We start from the raw sequence: 17,183 nt of genomic DNA, 5'->3' as shown, positions 1-17,183 counted from the left end.
ATTGTCGGGGAAAATCACCCTCTACTTCAATATTCCTACGACTGGGTCCGGAACAAGATGACTGCCGCAGTGGCCGTCCCCAAATCGGATCAGTATCCTAGCACCTCCTCGCCCGCCGACGCTAAGACCAAGCGGGCAGCCCAACAGGTTTAAAAACGAATGAATGCTCTAGCCCGCCGCGCCGCAGGCCTGCTGCTCAGCACAGTTTGTCTGCCCCTCTCAGCCTTGGCTGCCGACCCACAACCCACCCATGAATTCACCCTGGATAACGGCCTCAAAGTGGTCGTGCGCGAAGACCATCGCGCGCCGGTGGTGGTTTCCCAGGTCTGGTACAAAGTCGGTTCGAGCTACGAAACCCCGAGCCAGACCGGTTTGTCCCACGCCCTGGAACACATGATGTTCAAGGGCAGCTCCAAGGTCGGCCCCGGCGAAGCCTCGCTGATCCTGCGCGACCTGGGCGCCGAAGAGAACGCCTTCACCAGCGACGACTACACCGCCTACTACCAAGTGCTGGCGCGTGACCGCCTGGGTGTCGCCTTTGAGCTGGAAGCCGACCGCATGGCCAGTCTGCGCCTGCCGGCCGACGAGTTCAGCCGCGAAATCGAAGTCATCAAGGAAGAACGCCGCCTGCGCACCGACGACAACCCGATGTCCAAGGCCTTCGAGCGCTTCAAGGCCATGGCCTTCCCGGCCAGCGGCTACCACACGCCGACCATCGGCTGGATGGCCGACCTCGACCGCATGAAGGTCGAAGAACTGCGCCACTGGTACCAGTCCTGGTACGTGCCGAACAACGCCACCCTGGTGGTGGTCGGCGACGTGACCCCGGACGAGGTGAAGAATCTGGCCCAGCGCTATTTTGGTCCGATCCCCAAGCGTGACGTGCCTCCGGCGAAGATCCCGCTGGAACTGGCCGAGCCCGGCGAGCGCCTGCTGACGATGCATGTGCAGACCCAACTGCCGAGCGTGATCCTGGGCTTCAACGTGCCCGGCCTGGCCACCGCGCCAGACAAACGCTCGGTACAAGCCCTGCGCCTGATCTCGGCCCTGCTCGACGGCGGCTACAGCGCGCGCATTTCGGAACGGCTCGAACGCGGTGAAGAGCTGGTCTCCTCCGCCTCCACCAACTACGACGCCTACACCCGCGGTGACAGCCTGTTCACCCTGAGCGCCACACCGAACCAGCAGAAGAAAAAGACCATCGCACAAGCCGAAGCCGGCCTGTGGCGCCTGCTGGAAGAACTCAAAGCCAAGCCGCCGACCGCCGAGGAACTGGAGCGTATCCGCGCCCAGGTCATTGCCGGCCTGGTCTACCAGCGCGACTCGATCACCAGCCAGGCGACCGCCATCGGTTCCCTGGAAACCGTCGGCCTGTCCTGGAAACTGATGGACACCGAACTGGCCGACCTGCAAAGCGTGACCCCGGACGATATCCAGAAGGCCGCACGTACCTATTTCACCCGCGAACGTCTCAGCGTCGCCCATGTCCTGCCTGAGGAGACCGCTCATGAGTGATCGCAAAAGCAGCCGCCTGATCCTGCCCGGCCTGATCGCCGTCACCCTGATCGCGGCGAGCGCGGTGTATTTCCTGCGCCCAAGCGAATCCGTCGCCAGCCCGGCGCTGGAAAAAGCCCAGTCGACCCACACACTGCAATCCCTGGCGGAACTGGACGGCAAGGCGCCGACCAACCGCAAGCTCGACGTGCAGACCTGGAACACCGCCGAAGGCGCCAAGGTGCTGTTCGTCGAAGCCCACGAACTGCCGATGTTCGACATGCGTATCCTGTTCGCCGCCGGCAGCAGCCAGGACGGCAACGTCCCCGGCGTGGCGCTGATGACCAACGCCATGCTCAACGAAGGCGTGCCGGGCAAGAATGTGAGCCAGATCGCCAGCGGCTTTGAAGGCCTCGGCGCGGACTTCGGCAATGGCGCTTACCGCGACATGGCGCTGGTGTCCCTGCGCGGCCTGAGCGACAGCGACAAGCGCGACGCCGCCCTGGCGCTGTTTGACCAGGTGATCGGCAAACCGACCTTCCCCGCCGACTCCCTGGCGCGCATCAAGAACCAGATCCTCGCCGGCTTTGAGTATCAGAAGCAGAACCCCGGCAAACTGGCGAGCCTGGAGCTGTTCAAGCGCCTGTACGGCGACCACCCGTATGCTCACCCGAGCGAAGGCACGGCCGAGAGCGTTCCGAAAATCACCCAGGCACAGTTGCAGGCATTCCACGCCAAGGCGTATGCCGCGGGTAACGCTGTGATTGCCGTGGTGGGCGACCTGACCCGCGCCGAGGCCGAAGCCATGACCGCCAAGGTCTCGGCCTCGCTGCCCAAAGGCCCGGCCCTGGCGAAGATCGCCCAGCCGACCGAGCCCAAGGCCGGTTTGAGCCATATCGAGTTCCCGTCCAAACAGACGCACCTGTTGTTCGCGCAACTGGGCATCGATCGCGCCGACCCGGACTACGCCGCCCTGTCCCTGGGCAACCAGATCCTCGGCGGCGGGGGCTTCGGCACCCGCTTGATGAGTGAAGTGCGCGAGAAGCGCGGCCTGACCTACGGCGTCTACTCCGGTTTCTCGCCGATGCAAGTGCGCGGCCCGTTCATGATCAACCTGCAGACCCGCGCGGAAATGAGCGGCGGCACCCTGCGCCTGGTGGAAGACGTGCTGGCCGACTACCTCAAGACCGGTCCGACGCAAAAGGAGCTGGATGACGCCAAGCGCGAGCTGAGCGGCAGCTTCCCGCTGTCCACCGCGAGCAACGCCGATATCGTCGGGCAGCTGGGCGCCATGGGTTTCTACAACCTGCCGCTGAGCTATCTGGAAGATTTCATGAAACAATCCCAGGCCCTGACCGTAGAACAGGTCAAAGCGGCTTTGAACAAACACCTGAGCGCCGACAAGATGGTCATCGTGACCGCCGGCCCGACGACTGCGCAAAAGCCACTACCGCCCCCCACTGATAAACCTGCCGAGCAGCCGCTCGGGGTTCCGGAGCATTAATGGCCAGTTCATCTCGCCCGAAAAAACCTGTCCACAACGTGCATAACGGTGTGGGCCAACTGCGCATCATTGGTGGTGAATGGGGCAGCCGCAAGCTCAGCTTCCCCGACGTCGTGGGCCTGCGCCCAACGCCGGATCGCGTGCGTGAAACCCTGTTCAACTGGCTGGCACCCTACATCGCCGGGGCCAAGGTACTCGACCCGTTTGCCGGCAGCGGCGCGCTGTTCCTCGAGGCGCTGTCCCGTGGCGCGGCCCAGGCACAGGCGCTGGATGCCAGCAATGTGGCGGTGTCCAGCCTCAAGGAACACCTGGGCACCCTGCGTTGCACCAACGGCCAGGTGCAGACCGCCGACGCGTTGCGCTACCTGGAAACCCAGGCCGCCAGCGAATACGACGTGGTGTTCCTCGACCCGCCGTTCAACCAGAACCTGCTGCCGACCGTGTGCGCGTTGCTGGAAGAGCGCCAATGGCTGGCGCCGGACTCGTGGATCTACACTGAAAGCGAAAGCGCGCCATCCAGCCTGGGCCTGCCCGGCAGCTGGCGCCTGCACCGGGAACAGAAATCCGGGCGGGTGTATTACGCATTGTGGCAACGTTCGGTACAGCCCTCGGCCTGAACGGGCTTTTGTGGCGAGCAAGCTCGCTCGCCACAGTGAGTCCGCGTGCCACAGAGAGTGTCATGACCCCCTCTTCAGACCTGTTCAAACCCGCCTTCGGCCTCGGCAACCCTCATCTGCAAACGTTGTGGGGGCCGCTGTGGCGCCCGACCACGCACCTCGAACGCCCACGCGAACGCCTGTGGCTGGACGACGGCGACTTTCTTGACCTCGACTGGCATGGCCCCCATGACGCGCAAGCGCCGTTGGTGCTGGTACTGCATGGGCTGACCGGCTCGTCCAACTCGCCTTACGTGGCCGGCCTGCAAAAAGCCCTCGCCGCCCTGGGCTGGGCCAGTGCGGCCTTGAACTGGCGCGGATGCTCGGGCGAGCCGAACCTGTTGGCGCGCAGCTACCACTCGGGCGCCAGCGAAGACCTGGCGGCAGCGATTGCCCATCTGCGCGCCAAGCGGCCGTTGGCGCCGTTGTATGCGGTGGGTTATTCCCTGGGGGGCAACGTGCTGCTCAAGCATTTGGGCGAAACCGGCGCGAATTCGGGGCTGCAAGGCGCGGCGGCGGTGTCGGTGCCGTTTCGTCTGGATCAGTGCGCCGATCGCATCGGCCTGGGCTTTTCGCGGGTGTACCAAAAGCACTTCATGCGCGAGATGGTGGCGTATATCCGCGTCAAGCAAAGCCGCTTTTTACAGGATGGTCGTGCTGAAGGGCTCAAGGCCCTGGAGGCACTCGGGTCTCTGGAGAAGATGCACACGTTCTGGGACTTCGACGGCCGGGTCACCGCGCCGCTGCATGGTTTTCTCAGTGCCGAAGACTATTACCGCCGCGCGTCGAGCCGTTACTACCTGGGCGATATCCGCACGCCAACCCTGATCATCCAGGCGGCCGATGACCCGTTTGTCTTCGCCCATAGCCTGCCCGAAGCCAGCGAGTTGTCGGATTGCACCGAGTTCGAATTGCTGGCCAAGGGTGGGCATGTGGGGTTTGTCGACGGTTCGCTGAAGCGCCCCGGTTACTACCTGGAGCGGCGGATTCCGCAATGGCTGCTGACACAACCCCGTTAAACAAGGTGGGTTTACACGCAGGACAACTCAGTCGCCCGTCGCGATTTCCCGCGTCGGATCGGTAATCCACTCGCTCCACGATCCCGCATACAACTTGCCCAACGGGTAACCCGCCAGGCTCAGGGCGAACAGGTTATGGCACGCCGTCACGCCCGAACCGCAATACGCCACCAGTTCATCCGGCGAACGGCCTTGCAACTGGGCGGCGAAGCGCTGCTTGAGCTGCTCGGCCGGCAGGAAACGCCCATCGCTGTCCAGGTTTTCGGTGAACACCGCACATTGCGCGCCGGGAATGTGCCCGGCAATCGGGTCGATAGGCTCGACATCGCCGCGAAAGCGCGGCTGGGCGCGGGCGTCGAGCAGGGTCAGGCCCGGTTGGCCCAGGCGTTTTTGCAGCTGCTTGGCATCCAGTAGCAGGCGATTGTCCGGCGTGCCGACAAAGGTGCCGCGCTCGATCACCGGCGCATCCAGGCTTAACGGGAAGCCGGCCGCGTGCCAAGCCTTCAAGCCACCGTCCAGGATAAACACGCCATCACGCTTGCCCAGCCACGCCAGCGACCACCAGGTGCGAGCGGCATAAACACCCGGGCCGTCGTCGTAGAGCACCACATCGGTATCGGCATTGATGCCCCAGGCACGCAGTTGCTCGGCGAGCGTCTGCGCCTGCGGCAACGGGTGACGCCCGGTCACGCCCTTGGTCACCGGCCCACTGAGATGGCGCTCCAGGTCAGCATATTGCGCGCCTTCGATATGCCCTTCGGCGTAGCTGCACATTCCGTAGTCCGGGTCTTCCAGGGCAAAGCGGCAGTCAAGTATCACCAGAGCGCCGCGCTGTTGGCGCTCGGCCAGTTGCTGGGGGCTGATCAGTTGGGCAAGTGGCATGACAGACTCCTGTGAACAAATTCGGGAAAGATCCTACTTCACTTCTTCCAGTGCCTGGTTCAACGGCACGTAAAACTCTTTGAACAGTGCATCCACCGCCGCTTTGGCCTGCGGCGTGACAAACCCCGCTTCCAGCACTAGCACCTGATACACCCCACGCTTGATCGCTTCGGCGCTCAAATGTGTGGATTTTTCATTGGTGGTACACAAAAACCGCACCCAGGAGGTAAGGATGATCCAGGCGTTGAGGGTCAGCGCCTCGGTTTGCACCGGGTCCATATTGAGAATGCCGGCATCGACAAACCCCCGGTAAATGGCGCCACCCTGAATCAGGCAACGCTGGGAAAAGCGCCGGTAGCCGGTGGCCAGTTCCGGGTCGCTCTCCAGCAGGTGTTCGAGGTCACGGTGCAGGAAACGGTAGCGCCACATGCCGGCCAGGACCGCCTGCAGGTAGAAGCGCTTGTCCTCCACCACCATGGTGCGACCCTGGGGCGGGCGCAGGAAACTGTCGACCAAGGCTTCGTATTCGCGAAACAGCACGGCGATGATCGCCTGCTTGTTGGGGAAGTGGTAGTACAGGTTGCCCGGCGAAATTTCCATATGGGCGGCGATATGGTTGGTGCTGACACTGCGCTCGCCCTGCTGGTTAAAAAGCTCCAGGCTGGTTTGCACAATGCGCTCGCTGGTCTTTACTCGTGGTGCCATAGGGGATCAGCTTCTGTACACGTGATCGACCATCTTACGGCCTAACCTTGCCGGGATAAATCCAGTTGTGGCTGCAATGCCATTTGACAATTTAGAGCAATAACTCTAAAAATCCAGGCAGACCAATAACAATCCGGGACTGCACCATGTCTGCCAACGTTGCCTACCCGCAAGATTCCCAGACACTGGATCAACTCCAGGGCCTGTTCGACGCCCAACGCCGCGCCTATGCCGCCAACCCGATGCCGCCGGCCGCGCAACGCCAGCAATGGCTCAAGGCCTTGCGCGAGGTGCTCAGCGACGAACGCCAGGCGCTGATCGACGCGATCAGCCAGGACTTCAGCCATCGCAGCGCCGACGAAACCCTGTTCGCCGAACTGATGCCCAGCCTGCATGGCATTCACTATGCGAGCAAACACCTCAGTGGCTGGATGAAACCTTCCCGCCGTGCTGTAGGCATTGCCTTCCAGCCCGCCTCGGCCAAAGTCATCTACCAACCGCTGGGCGTGGTCGGGGTGATCGTGCCCTGGAACTACCCGCTGTACCTGGCCATCGGGCCATTGGTCGGTGCGTTGGCCGCGGGCAATCGGGTGATGCTCAAACTCAGCGAATCGACCCCGGCCACCGGCGAACTGCTCAAGACCCTGCTGGCGAAGGTCTTCCCCGAAGATCTGGTGTGCGTGGTGCTGGGCGAGGCCGACGTCGGCATGGCGTTTTCCAGGCTGCGCTTCGATCATCTGCTGTTCACCGGCGCCACCAGCATCGGTAAACATGTGATGCGCGCGGCGGCCGAGCATCTGACTCCGGTCACGCTGGAACTGGGCGGCAAATCGCCGGCGATCGTTTCCGCCGATGTGCCCCTCAAGGACGCCGCCGAACGCATCGCCTTCGGCAAGGCCCTGAACGCCGGGCAAACCTGCGTGGCGCCGGACTACGTGCTGGTGCCGGAAGATCGCGTCGAGGGTTTCGTCGAGGCCTACAGCAAGGCGCTTCGTGGTTTTTACCCGACACTGGCCAACAACCCGGACTACACCGCCATCATCAACGAACGGCAACTGGCCCGGCTCAACGCCTACGTGAAGGACGCCACCGACAAAGGCGCCACCCTGATCCCTCTGTACGACCAGGGCCAGGCACGGCGCATGGCCCACAGCCTGCTGTTGAATGTCAGCGATGAAATGACGGTGATGCAGGACGAAATCTTCGGCCCGGTGCTGCCGATCGTGCCTTATCGCGGCATCGACCAAGCCTTTGCCTACATCAATCAGCGGCCTCGCCCACTGGCCCTGTACTACTTCGGCTACAACAAGCGCGAACAGAACCGCGTACTCCACGAAACCCACTCCGGCGGCGTATGCCTGAACGACACGCTGCTGCATGTGGCTCAGGACGACATGCCTTTCGGCGGCATCGGCCCGTCGGGCATGGGCCACTACCACGGCCATGAAGGGTTCCTCACGTTCAGCAAGGCCAAGAGCGTGCTGGTCAAGCAGCGCCTGAACGCCGCGAAGTTGATCTACCCGCCCTACGGCAAATCGGTCCAGAAGCTGATCCAGAAGCTGTTTATCCGCTGATACCGCCACCCTCGGGATAACCATAACAATGAACCCAAGCCTGACTGATTCACCCGCGCTGTCGCGGCGCGGCGTCCTGAAAATCGGCCTGTGCGCCAGCGCCTTCCTGGCTACCGCCGGGCTGGGCGCGAGCCTCAGCGGTTGCTCCAGCAGCACTCCGGCCAGCGGCTTTGCCCTGTTGCGCAGCAGCGACTTGCCGTTTCTGCGCGCGGTGATCCCGGTGCTGCTGGAAGGCGTGGCCAGCGCCCAGGAAGTCGCCAGCGGGATTGAAGACACCCTGAAAAAACTCGACTACAGCCTGCAGCACCTGTCGCCGGAGATGTTCAAGCTGACCCAGCAACTGTTCGACGTGCTGGGCATGGGCATCACCCGCGGCCCACTGACCGGGATCTGGGGCAGTTGGGAAAACGCCAGTGGCGAACAGATCCGCAACTTCCTGCACCGCTGGGAAAACAGCTACCTGAACCTGCTGCGCATGGGCCAGGGTTCGTTGCTCAAGCTGGTGATCATGGCCTGGTACTTCCGGCCGGCGTCCTGGGCCCATTGCGGCTACCCCGGGCCGCCGAAGATCTGATTCGCATCCCCCCAATAAAAACAAGAGACGACCCCGATGCCTGTACCCGATCTGTTCCGCGACGGCCTGGCCCGCGGCTGGAAAACCCACAATGGCGCCGCCCTCGACCGCGACCTGACGCTGGAAGCCGACGTAGCGATCATCGGCAGCGGTGCCGGCGGCGGCACCTCTGCCGAAATCCTCAGCGCCGCCGGCTACAAAGTGCTGCTGATCGAAGAAGGCCCGCTCAAGACCAGCAGCGATTTCAAGCTGCTCGAAGACGAGGCCTACGCCAGCCTGTATCAAGAAGGCATCGGCCGCATGAGCAAGGACGGCGCCATCACCATCCTGCAAGGCCGGGCCGTGGGCGGCACCACGCTGATCAACTGGACCTCCAGCTTCCGCACCCCGGACGCCACCCTCAGCCACTGGGCCAGCGAATATGCGGTCAAGGGCCACAGCAGCGCGGACATGGCGCCATGGTTCGAAAAAATGGAACAGCGCCTGGGCATCGCTCCCTGGGCCATGCCGCCCAACGCCAACAACGACGTGATCCGCAAAGGCTGCGAACAGCTGGGCTACAGCTGGCATGTGATCCCGCGCAACGTGCGCGGCTGCTTCAACCTGGGTTATTGCGGCATGGGTTGCCCGGTCAACGCCAAGCAGTCGATGCTGGTGACCACCATCCCCTCCACCCTGGAGAAGGGCGGCGAGCTGCTGTACCTGGCCCGCGCCGAACGCCTGGTCTACAGCGGCGACCGCATCAATAGCCTGGAATGCGTGGCCATGGACGAACGCTGCGTGGCGCCGACTGGACGCAAGATCACGGTCAAGGCCAGGCATTACGTGCTGGCCGGCGGCGGCATCAACAGCCCGGCGCTGCTGATGCGCTCAGCCGCCCCCGACCCGCATTCGCGGCTGGGCAAGCGCACCTTTTTGCATTTGGTGAACTTCTCCGCGGCGCTGTTCGACGAGGTGATCAACCCGTTCTATGGCGCGCCGCAGTCGATCTATTCCGATCACTTCCAATGGCTGGACGGCACCACCGGCAGAATGTCGTACAAGCTCGAAGCGCCGCCGCTGCACCCGGCGCTGGCCAGTACGCTGCTCGGCGGCTACGGCACCCAGAACGCTCTGGACATGAGCCAATTGCCACATACCCACGCAATGCTCGCCCTGCTGCGCGATGGCTTCCACCCCGACAGCCCCGGCGGCAGCGTGGAACTGCGCGGCGACGGCACACCGGTGCTCGATTACCAGGTGTCGCCTTACGCCTGGGACGGCCTGCGCCGCGCGTTCCACAGCATGGCCGAGATCCAGTTCGCGGCGGGCGCCAAGTCGGTCAAGCCGCTGCATCACGACGCGCGCTACGTGAAGACCCTGACCGAAGCACGCAGCCTGATCGACGGCCTCAACCTGGAATTGCACCGCACCTGCCTGGGCAGCGCCCACGTGATGGGCGGCTGCGCCATGGGCGAAGAGCCGAAAAATGCGGTGGCCGACAGCCTCGGTCGCCATCACCAGTTGCGCAACCTGTCGATCCACGATGGTTCGCTGTTCCCCACCAGCATTGGCGCCAACCCGCAGTTGTCGGTGTACGGATTGACCGCGCAACTGGCGAGCGCATTGGCCGAACGTCTGAAAACGGCATGAAAAAACAGGGTATTTCGCGGGTCTATCTGCATAAGTCGACTTGGCCGACCGGGACGGCTGCGATACCATCCGGTTCCCCAACGGACTCCGCCAGGACGACGCGATGAACCGAGTGTTGTACCCAGGTACCTTCGACCCGATTACCAAAGGCCATGGCGATCTGGTCGAACGCGCCTCGCGCTTGTTCGACCATGTGATCATCGCGGTCGCTGCCAGCCCCAAGAAAAACCCGCTGTTTCCCCTGGAACAGCGCGTGGAGCTGGCGCGCGAGGTCACCAAGCACCTGCCCAACGTCGAAGTGGTGGGTTTCTCGACGCTGCTGGCACATTTCGCCAAAGAGCAGAACGCCAATGTGTTCCTGCGCGGCCTGCGCGCGGTATCGGACTTCGAATACGAATTCCAGTTGGCCAACATGAACCGCCAACTGGCGCCGGACGTGGAAAGCCTGTTCCTCACGCCGTCGGAGCGTTATTCGTTCATTTCCTCGACGTTGGTCCGTGAAATCGCGGCCCTGGGCGGGGATATCACCAAGTTCGTGCATCCGGCCGTGGCTGATGCGCTGACCCTGCGCTTCAAGAAGTAAGACCGCTCACTCGGCGCCCGCTCGCACTGCGGGCGCCAATGCGGCACAATTGCGCGCATTAGTTTTCCAGATGCCTTGGCTGACTGCCCTGGCAGGAGTTTCCATGTCCTTGATCATCACCGACGATTGCATCAACTGCGACGTCTGCGAACCCGAGTGCCCGAACGCCGCGATTTCCCAAGGCGAAGAGATCTACGTGATCGACCCCAACCTCTGCACCCAGTGCGTCGGCCACTACGACGAACCGCAGTGCCAGCAGGTGTGCCCGGTGGATTGCATTCCACTGGATGAAGCCCACCCGGAGACTGAAGCGCAGTTGATGGAGAAGTACCGGAAGATTACCGGTAAGGCTTGAGCCTGGTGGCGTCTGTGAAGGCCTCATCGGGGGCAAGCCCCCGATGGCGATATCAGCCTTCACACAACAGTCAGCTCTGGCACTTAGGGCAAAACACACTCGCCCGCTGCCCCAGCACCACATTGCGCAACTCGCTCCCGCAGACCTTGCACGCCTCGCCACCCCGGCCGTAGACAAACAACTCCTGCTGGAAATACCCCGGCTGCCCATCGCCGCCGATAAAGTCGCGCAAGGTGGTGCCGCCACGCTCGATGGCGGCCGCCAGAATGCGTTTGATCTCGATCGCCAGCTTCAAATAGCGCCCGCGTGAAATGCCACCGGCCTCGCGGCGCGGATCGATCCCCGCCGCGAACAGCGCTTCGGTCGCGTAGATATTGCCCACGCCCACCACCACCGCGTTGTCCATGATGAACGGTTTGACCGCCATCGAACGCCCACGGGACAGTTTGAACAGGCGCTCGCCATCGAACAGGTCGGTCAACGGCTCCGGCCCCAGGCGGATCAGCAGTTCGTGGTTATGCGGGTCCTGGCTCCAGAGCATCGCACCAAAACGCCGAGGGTCGGTGTAGCGCAGGGCCAGGCCCGACTCCAGCTCGATGTCCACATGCTCATGCTTGGCCGCCGGCAGGCCGACTTCCACCAGGCGCAGGTTGCCCGACATGCCCAGGTGACTGATCAGGGTGCCCACTTCGGCGTTGATCAACAGGTACTTGGCCCGCCGCTCCACCAGCACGATGCGCTGCCCGGACAGGCGTACATCGAGGTCTTCCGGGATCGGCCAGCGCAGGCGTCGCTCGCGCACCACGACGCGGCTGACCCGCTGGCCTTCCAGGTGCGGCGCAATCCCGCGCCGAGTGGTTTCGACTTCTGGTAACTCGGGCATGTGTGCCTCGTGAGGTAAGGGTCAGTGCGCGCCCAGTTCGCGGATCGACAACTTCATGCTTTCGAAGTCGTAGTCCGACAGGCCCACGTAGTCCAGCACCAGATGGCCAATCGCGTCCCACTCATAGTCGACCGGCTGGTTGCCCAACACCCGGTACGACGAGCAGATGTGCTCGGCCATTTTCAGGATCGCCAGCAGGTTCTTGAGCTGCGGATTGCGCGGCGACTCATCGCTGAAGATCGCCAGGGCGTTGTGATGGTTGGCAATGGCGTCGGTCACATGCTCCGGCAGGCGCCAGGACTTGGCGGTGTAATAGCCGACCACCGCATGGTTGGTGTTGAACGCATTGTTTTCGGTGTCGACCACTCGGCAGTCGGCACCGGCATTGGCGTAGGACTCTTCGAGCACCGCCATGTAATTGGGGAAGCGCTTGAGCATCAGCGGTACGCCGCAATCGTGGAACAGCCCCAGGGCATAGGCTTCGTCCACCGCCTGGGCGCCGGTGCGCTTGGCCAGGGTGAGGCAGGTCATGGCCACGTCCTGGGCGGTGTCCCAGAAACGGTTGAGGGTGACGATGGTGTCGTCGCTCATCTCGCCCTTGATCGACAGGGCGTTGATCAGGTTGATGATCGAACGGCTGCCCAGCAGGTTAACGGCGCGCTGGATCGAGGCGATCTTGTTGCTCAGGCCGTAATACGACGAGTTGACGATCTTCAGCAGCGCGCCGGACAGGCCCGGGTCCTGGGAAATCAACCGCGCGATCACTTCCAGGTCCGGGTCGGGCATGTACTGTTCCATCTGCAAATCCACCATGATTTGCGGCTGAGGCGGCACACTGATGCCTTGCAGGGCCTGCTGGATCTGTTCGGCGGAAAGCTCTTGGGACATAAGTACACACTCTGGGCGAGAGGGGGATTCTAACCCCGATGGGAAGCTGACCGACACCTCAAAAAACCAAATGGCGCTCCTATCAAATGGACGCCACAGCACGCGCCCCCCCCTGCAACCCATCAGGCCAAGCCACGAAATGTAATGCAACACGGTATACTCCCGCTCTTTTTTCCGGAGCGACGTCATGTCCCTGCCAAGCCTGCGTCTCAAAGCCAACGCCGATCGTCGTTTGCGCAACGGCCACCTGTGGGTCTACAGCAACGAAATCGACGTGGCCGCCACCCCACTTCACGGCTTCCAGGCGGGCGACCAGGCCATCCTCGAAGCGGCCGGCGGCAAGACCCTGGGCATCGTGGCCATGAGCCCGAACAACCTGATCTGCGCGCGCCTGCTGTCGCGTGACATCAAGTTGCCTTTGGACAAGTCGCTGCTGGTACACCGCCTGAACGTCGCCCTGTCCCTGCGCGACCGCCTGTTCGACAAGCCGTTCTACCGCCTGGTCTACGGCGATTCCGACCTGCTGCCGGGCCTGGTGGTCGACCGTTTCGGCGACATCCTGGTGGTGCAGATCGCCTCGGCGACCATGGAAGCGCATAAAGAAGACGTGATCGCCGCCCTGACCCAAGTGCTCAAGCCGAGCGGCATTCTGTTCAAGAATGACTCCGCCGCGCGCGACGCCGAAGGCCTCAACCGCTACGTCGAAACCGTGTTCGGCCTGGTGCCGGAGTGGGTCGCGCTGGAAGAAAACGGCGTGAAATTCGAAGCCCCGGTGATCCAGGGCCAGAAAACCGGCTGGTTCTATGACCACCGCATGAACCGCGCACGCCTGGCCCCGTATGCCAAAGGCAAGCGCGTCCTCGATCTGTACAGCTACATCGGCGGCTGGGGCGTGCAAGCCGCGGCCTTCGGCGCCACTGAAGTGTTCTGCGTCGACGCCTCGGCCTTCGCCCTCGACGGCGTCGAGCGCAACGCCGCGCTGAACGGCGTCGCCGAGAAAATGACCTGCATCGAAGGCGACGTCTTCGAAGCCCTCAAAGAGCTGAAAGCCAGCGAAGAACGCTTCGACGTGATCGTCGCCGACCCACCGGCCTTCATCAAACGCAAAAAAGACATGAAAAACGGCGAAGGCGCCTACCGCCGCCTCAACGAGCAAGCCATGCGCCTGCTCAGCAAGGACGGCATCCTGGTCAGCGCCTCGTGTTCGATGCACCTGCCGGAAGACGACCTGCAGAACATCCTGCTGACCAGCGCCCGCCACCTGGACCGTAACATCCAGATGCTCGAACGCGGCGGCCAGGGCCCGGATCATCCGGTACACCCGGCGATTGTTGAGACGCGCTACATCAAGAGCATCACCTGCCGGTTGCTGCCAAATAGCTAAAGACCAAAACCGTCCCCCTGTAGGAGCGGGCTTGCTCGCGAAAAACGCATAGACGACGCGGGCTACCTGATAGCGCTGCGTCATCGTTGACGTTCTTCGCGAGCAAGCTCGCTCCTACAAGGGGAAGAGGTCACAACCAGATGGCGTCCCATAGCGGGTACTGGCCGATATGCTCGACCAGCCCTGCACGCAAGGGATTGGCCACGATATAGCGGGCCATTGCTTTCAAATCTTCCTCCCGACGCAGTGCGCGGTCGAAGTAACCTTTTTGCCATAGGGTCCCGAACGAACACCTGGCCTGGTTGATGGCACGGGCACTTCGCGACTTGGTGATTCGCATCAGCCTTGGCAAGTCGCCGTTATGCAACTCGACCAGCCAATGGAAATGGTCAGGCATGACCACCCAGGCCAGCGAAGTCGCTTCACCCTCGTCCTGAGCCTGCCTGAACTCACTGACAAGCAGGCGGCCGATGCGCCAGTCCTGAAAGACCGATTGCCGTTGATGGGTAACCGCAGTGATCAGGTAAATCCGGCCCGACTCCGAACAGCGCCCGATGCGCAGCCGATGTGCACGTTGCTGGGTGGACATTCCTTCGTCCTCTTCTGTGAGTGGAAGAGAAACGGTAGGCGCAGCGACGTCAACCGGCCTCTAAACAGTGGTTCTGAATATGTCCCCCCCTGTAGGAGCGAGCTTGCTCGCGAAAAGCGTCAACGATAACGCCGTACTATCAGGAGGCCCGTGTCGCCTGTTCGTTTTTCGCGAGCAAGCTCGCTCCTACATCAGATTGGTTGATCCGGGCGTGCGTCGCCACGGCGCTTTTCGCCATTCCCTCCAGCCGCCAGCGGTGTAGAATCGGCCTATTCATCGCCAGTCATCCCCCGGCGGGTTTATGAGCTCGAGGCCAAAACGCACGGCGATCCCGTAACGTTTGCGGCAACGTCCGGACACCACGGCCATTTTTCGGGTGTTCCAGACGTCCATAGAAGCTCACTCCCCTTAGCACCTGATTAGTTTTGATTAGCCGCCCGGAGGGCTCAAATGCCAGATTACCGCTCGAAAACATCCACCCATGGCCGCAACATGGCCGGCGCCCGCGCACTGTGGCGTGCCACGGGGATGAAAGATGACGACTTCAAGAAGCCGATCATCGCGATTGCCAACTCGTTCACCCAGTTCGTCCCCGGCCACGTCCACCTCAAGGACCTGGGCCAACTGGTCGCCCGCGAGATCGAACGCGCCGGCGGTGTCGCCAAAGAATTCAACACCATTGCCGTGGACGACGGCATCGCCATGGGCCATGACGGCATGCTGTATTCCCTGCCGAGCCGCGAGATCATCGCCGACTCCGTGGAGTACATGGTCAACGCCCACTGCGCCGACGCCATCGTGTGCATCTCGAACTGCGACAAGATCACCCCTGGCATGCTGATGGCCGCCCTGCGCCTGAACGTCCCGGTGATCTTCGTCTCCGGCGGTCCGATGGAAGCCGGCAAGACCAAACTTGCCTCCCACGGTCTCGACCTGGTCGATGCCATGGTCATCGCCGCCGATTCCAGCGCTTCTGACGAGAAGGTCGCGGAATACGAGCGCAGCGCCTGCCCGACCTGCGGTTCGTGCTCCGGCATGTTCACCGCCAACTCGATGAACTGCCTGGTCGAAGCCCTGGGCCTGGCCTTGCCGGGCAACGGTTCGACACTGGCCACCCACAGCGACCGCGAGCAACTGTTCCTGCAGGCCGGCCGCACCATCGTCGAGCTGTGCAAACGCTACTACGGCGAGAACGATGAGTCGGTGTTGCCGCGCAACATCGCCAACTTCAAGGCGTTCGAAAACGCCATGACCCTGGACATCGCCATGGGCGGTTCCACCAACACCATCCTGCACTTGCTGGCCGCAGCCCAGGAAGCCGAGATCGATTTCGACCTGCGCGACATCGACCGTCTGTCCCGCCACGTGCCGCAACTGTGCAAAGTCGCGCCGAACATCCAGAAGTACCACATGGAAGACGTCCACCGCGCCGGCGGGATCTTCTCGATCTTAGGTTCCCTGGCGCGCGGCGGCCTGCTGCACACCGACCTGCCGACGGTACACAGCAAGTCCCTCGCCGAAGGCATCGCCAAGTGGGACATCACCCAGACTGACGACGAAGCCGTACACACCTTCTTCAAGGCCGGCCCGGCGGGCATCCCGACCCAGACCGCGTTCAGCCAGTCGACCCGTTGGGACACCCTCGACGTCGACCGTGAAAACGGCTGCATCCGCAGTGTCGAGCACGCCTATTCGAAAGAAGGCGGCCTGGCCGTGCTGTACGGCAACATCGCCCTCGACGGCTGCGTGGTGAAAACCGCCGGTGTGGACGAGTCGATCCATGTCTTCGAAGGTCGCGCCAAGATCTACGAAAGCCAGGACAGCTCGGTACGCGGCATCCTCGCCGACGAAGTCAAGGAAGGCGACATCGTGATCATCCGCTACGAAGGCCCGAAAGGCGGCCCGGGTATGCAGGAGATGCTCTACCCAACGTCGTACCTGAAATCCAAAGGCCTGGGCAAAGCCTGCGCCCTGTTGACCGACGGCCGTTTCTCCGGCGGCACCTCGGGCCTGTCCATCGGCCATGCTTCGCCTGAAGCCGCTGCCGGCGGCGCGATTGGCCTGGTACAGGACGGCGACAAGGTACTGATCGACATTCCGAACCGCTCGATCAACCTGTTGATCAGCGACGAAGAACTGGCCGCGCGCCGGGTCGAGCAGGACAAGAAGGGCTGGAAGCCGGTGGAGAAGCGTCCGCGCAAGGTGACTACTGCGTTGAAGGCTTATGCGTTGCTGGCGACCAGTGCCGACAAGGGTGCGGTGCGTAACAAGGCGATGCTCGACGGTCTGTAAGGCCCGCCCATGAAAATGCCCCGCCAGGTGCGGGGCATTTTTTTTGCTGGGAGAAAACCTCAATAACCATGAGGATCAAATGTGGGAGGGGGCTTGCCCCCCGATGGCAGAGTGTCAGTCGATACATCCACAGCTGACCCACCGCTATCGGGGGGGGGGCCCCCCCCCC

The 17,183-nt window shown here is 62.7% G+C and carries 16 protein-coding genes; 11 read left to right on the top strand and 5 right to left on the bottom strand.

Features of this window, described 5'->3' with window-relative positions:
* Nucleotides 1-159 precede the first annotated feature (159 nt).
* The 4 genes from AC07W0_RS09270 to AC07W0_RS09255 all read left to right on the top strand — a co-directional run bounded on the left by AC07W0_RS09270 (nucleotide 160) and on the right by AC07W0_RS09255 (nucleotide 4,673).
* Nucleotides 160-1,515, top strand: coding sequence for a M16 family metallopeptidase (locus AC07W0_RS09270; protein ID WP_102617745.1), 1,356 nt, complete (start codon nucleotides 160-162; stop codon nucleotides 1,513-1,515).
* The gene (locus AC07W0_RS09265) at nucleotides 1,508-2,998 is read left to right on the top strand and encodes a M16 family metallopeptidase (RefSeq protein ID WP_017845025.1); all 1,491 of its coding nucleotides are present in this window, start codon (nucleotides 1,508-1,510) and stop codon (nucleotides 2,996-2,998) included. Before AC07W0_RS09270 ends, AC07W0_RS09265 begins: the two co-directional genes overlap by 8 nt.
* Entirely contained in the window at nucleotides 2,998-3,615 is a 618-nt protein-coding gene (rsmD, locus tag AC07W0_RS09260; RefSeq protein ID WP_017845026.1) for a 16S rRNA (guanine(966)-N(2))-methyltransferase RsmD, read from the top strand. Before AC07W0_RS09265 ends, rsmD begins: the two co-directional genes overlap by 1 nt.
* Before the next feature lie 62 nt (nucleotides 3,616-3,677).
* A complete protein-coding gene (locus AC07W0_RS09255; RefSeq protein WP_017845027.1) occupies nucleotides 3,678-4,673 on the top strand; it encodes a hydrolase in 996 nt (331 codons plus the stop codon).
* A 27-nt stretch (nucleotides 4,674-4,700) separates the two neighbouring features.
* On the opposite strand, the gene AC07W0_RS09250 is transcribed toward AC07W0_RS09255, so the two are convergent.
* Nucleotides 4,701-5,555 carry a sulfurtransferase gene (locus AC07W0_RS09250; protein ID WP_102617746.1) on the bottom strand — a complete coding sequence of 285 codons (855 nt, stop codon included), beginning with the start codon at nucleotides 5,553-5,555 and terminating at the stop codon, nucleotides 4,701-4,703.
* Between the two features lie 33 nt (nucleotides 5,556-5,588).
* A complete protein-coding gene (locus AC07W0_RS09245; protein WP_017845029.1) occupies nucleotides 5,589-6,260 on the bottom strand; it encodes a TetR/AcrR family transcriptional regulator in 672 nt (223 codons plus the stop codon).
* A gap of 146 nt (nucleotides 6,261-6,406) precedes the next feature.
* Between AC07W0_RS09245 and AC07W0_RS09240 the strand changes: the two genes are divergently transcribed.
* The 5 genes from AC07W0_RS09240 (at nucleotide 6,407) to AC07W0_RS09220 (ending at nucleotide 10,978) form a co-directional block, all read left to right on the top strand.
* Nucleotides 6,407-7,834, top strand: a complete 1,428-nt coding sequence (locus AC07W0_RS09240) for a coniferyl aldehyde dehydrogenase (protein ID WP_102617747.1) — start codon at nucleotides 6,407-6,409, stop codon at nucleotides 7,832-7,834.
* Nucleotides 7,835-7,862: 28 nt separating this feature from the next.
* Nucleotides 7,863-8,408: a hypothetical protein gene (locus tag AC07W0_RS09235; protein ID WP_017845031.1), complete on the top strand. Its 546-nt coding sequence runs from the start codon at nucleotides 7,863-7,865 to the stop codon at nucleotides 8,406-8,408.
* A 36-nt stretch (nucleotides 8,409-8,444) separates the two neighbouring features.
* Nucleotides 8,445-10,040 (top strand): GMC family oxidoreductase, encoded by a 1,596-nt coding sequence (locus AC07W0_RS09230; RefSeq protein ID WP_102617748.1) that lies wholly within the window; start codon nucleotides 8,445-8,447, stop codon nucleotides 10,038-10,040.
* 103 nt (nucleotides 10,041-10,143) lie between these two features.
* The gene (gene coaD, locus AC07W0_RS09225) at nucleotides 10,144-10,623 is read left to right on the top strand and encodes a pantetheine-phosphate adenylyltransferase (RefSeq protein WP_003176711.1); all 480 of its coding nucleotides are present in this window, start codon (nucleotides 10,144-10,146) and stop codon (nucleotides 10,621-10,623) included.
* A gap of 103 nt (nucleotides 10,624-10,726) precedes the next feature.
* A complete protein-coding gene (locus AC07W0_RS09220; RefSeq protein WP_010564414.1) occupies nucleotides 10,727-10,978 on the top strand; it encodes a YfhL family 4Fe-4S dicluster ferredoxin in 252 nt (83 codons plus the stop codon).
* Nucleotides 10,979-11,048: 70 nt separating this feature from the next.
* On the opposite strand, the gene mutM is transcribed toward AC07W0_RS09220, so the two are convergent.
* Both mutM and AC07W0_RS09210 read right to left on the bottom strand, forming a co-directional pair.
* Nucleotides 11,049-11,861, bottom strand: coding sequence for a bifunctional DNA-formamidopyrimidine glycosylase/DNA-(apurinic or apyrimidinic site) lyase (gene mutM, locus AC07W0_RS09215; RefSeq protein ID WP_017845033.1), 813 nt, complete (start codon nucleotides 11,859-11,861; stop codon nucleotides 11,049-11,051).
* Between the two features lie 21 nt (nucleotides 11,862-11,882).
* Entirely contained in the window at nucleotides 11,883-12,695 is an 813-nt protein-coding gene (locus AC07W0_RS09210) for an HDOD domain-containing protein (protein WP_173677813.1), read from the bottom strand.
* A 241-nt stretch (nucleotides 12,696-12,936) separates the two neighbouring features.
* On the opposite strand from AC07W0_RS09210, the gene AC07W0_RS09205 reads away from it, so the two are divergent.
* Nucleotides 12,937-14,133: a class I SAM-dependent rRNA methyltransferase gene (locus AC07W0_RS09205; protein WP_046381745.1), complete on the top strand. Its 1,197-nt coding sequence runs from the start codon at nucleotides 12,937-12,939 to the stop codon at nucleotides 14,131-14,133.
* 130 nt (nucleotides 14,134-14,263) lie between these two features.
* On the opposite strand, the gene AC07W0_RS09200 is transcribed toward AC07W0_RS09205, so the two are convergent.
* Nucleotides 14,264-14,722 (bottom strand): REP-associated tyrosine transposase, encoded by a 459-nt coding sequence (locus AC07W0_RS09200; protein ID WP_017845036.1) that lies wholly within the window; start codon nucleotides 14,720-14,722, stop codon nucleotides 14,264-14,266.
* 450 nt (nucleotides 14,723-15,172) lie between these two features.
* Here AC07W0_RS09200 and ilvD point away from each other — a divergent pair, with 450 nt between their 5' ends.
* The gene (gene ilvD / locus AC07W0_RS09195; RefSeq protein ID WP_046381743.1) at nucleotides 15,173-17,014 is read left to right on the top strand and encodes a dihydroxy-acid dehydratase; all 1,842 of its coding nucleotides are present in this window, start codon (nucleotides 15,173-15,175) and stop codon (nucleotides 17,012-17,014) included.
* Nucleotides 17,015-17,183 lie beyond the last annotated feature (169 nt).

It is taken from the genome of Pseudomonas sp. GW704-F2, from assembly GCF_059423025.1.
The sequence above is the reverse complement of the archived record's forward strand: the minus strand, read 5'-3'. Positions and strand labels throughout refer to the sequence as shown.

Excerpts from the sequence above, each read along its gene's own strand:
- AC07W0_RS09220 (WP_010564414.1), top strand. The coding sequence starts at position 10,727 with ATGTCCTTGATCATCACCGACGATTGCATCAACTGCGACGTCTGCGAA.
- coaD (WP_003176711.1), top strand. The coding sequence starts at position 10,144 with ATGAACCGAGTGTTGTACCCAGGTACCTTCGACCCGATTACCAAAGGC.
- AC07W0_RS09250 (WP_102617746.1), bottom strand. The coding sequence starts at position 5,555 with ATGCCACTTGCCCAACTGATCAGCCCCCAGCAACTGGCCGAGCGCCAA.
- AC07W0_RS09200 (WP_017845036.1), bottom strand. The coding sequence starts at position 14,722 with ATGTCCACCCAGCAACGTGCACATCGGCTGCGCATCGGGCGCTGTTCG.
- AC07W0_RS09230 (WP_102617748.1), top strand. The coding sequence starts at position 8,445 with ATGCCTGTACCCGATCTGTTCCGCGACGGCCTGGCCCGCGGCTGGAAA.
- AC07W0_RS09205 (WP_046381745.1), top strand. The coding sequence starts at position 12,937 with ATGTCCCTGCCAAGCCTGCGTCTCAAAGCCAACGCCGATCGTCGTTTG.
- AC07W0_RS09245 (WP_017845029.1), bottom strand. The coding sequence starts at position 6,260 with ATGGCACCACGAGTAAAGACCAGCGAGCGCATTGTGCAAACCAGCCTG.
- ilvD (WP_046381743.1), top strand. The coding sequence starts at position 15,173 with ATGCCAGATTACCGCTCGAAAACATCCACCCATGGCCGCAACATGGCC.
- AC07W0_RS09240 (WP_102617747.1), top strand. The coding sequence starts at position 6,407 with ATGTCTGCCAACGTTGCCTACCCGCAAGATTCCCAGACACTGGATCAA.
- AC07W0_RS09270 (WP_102617745.1), top strand. The coding sequence starts at position 160 with ATGAATGCTCTAGCCCGCCGCGCCGCAGGCCTGCTGCTCAGCACAGTT.
- rsmD (WP_017845026.1), top strand. The coding sequence starts at position 2,998 with ATGGCCAGTTCATCTCGCCCGAAAAAACCTGTCCACAACGTGCATAAC.
- AC07W0_RS09265 (WP_017845025.1), top strand. The coding sequence starts at position 1,508 with ATGAGTGATCGCAAAAGCAGCCGCCTGATCCTGCCCGGCCTGATCGCC.
- AC07W0_RS09255 (WP_017845027.1), top strand. The coding sequence starts at position 3,678 with ATGACCCCCTCTTCAGACCTGTTCAAACCCGCCTTCGGCCTCGGCAAC.
- AC07W0_RS09235 (WP_017845031.1), top strand. The coding sequence starts at position 7,863 with ATGAACCCAAGCCTGACTGATTCACCCGCGCTGTCGCGGCGCGGCGTC.
- mutM (WP_017845033.1), bottom strand. The coding sequence starts at position 11,861 with ATGCCCGAGTTACCAGAAGTCGAAACCACTCGGCGCGGGATTGCGCCG.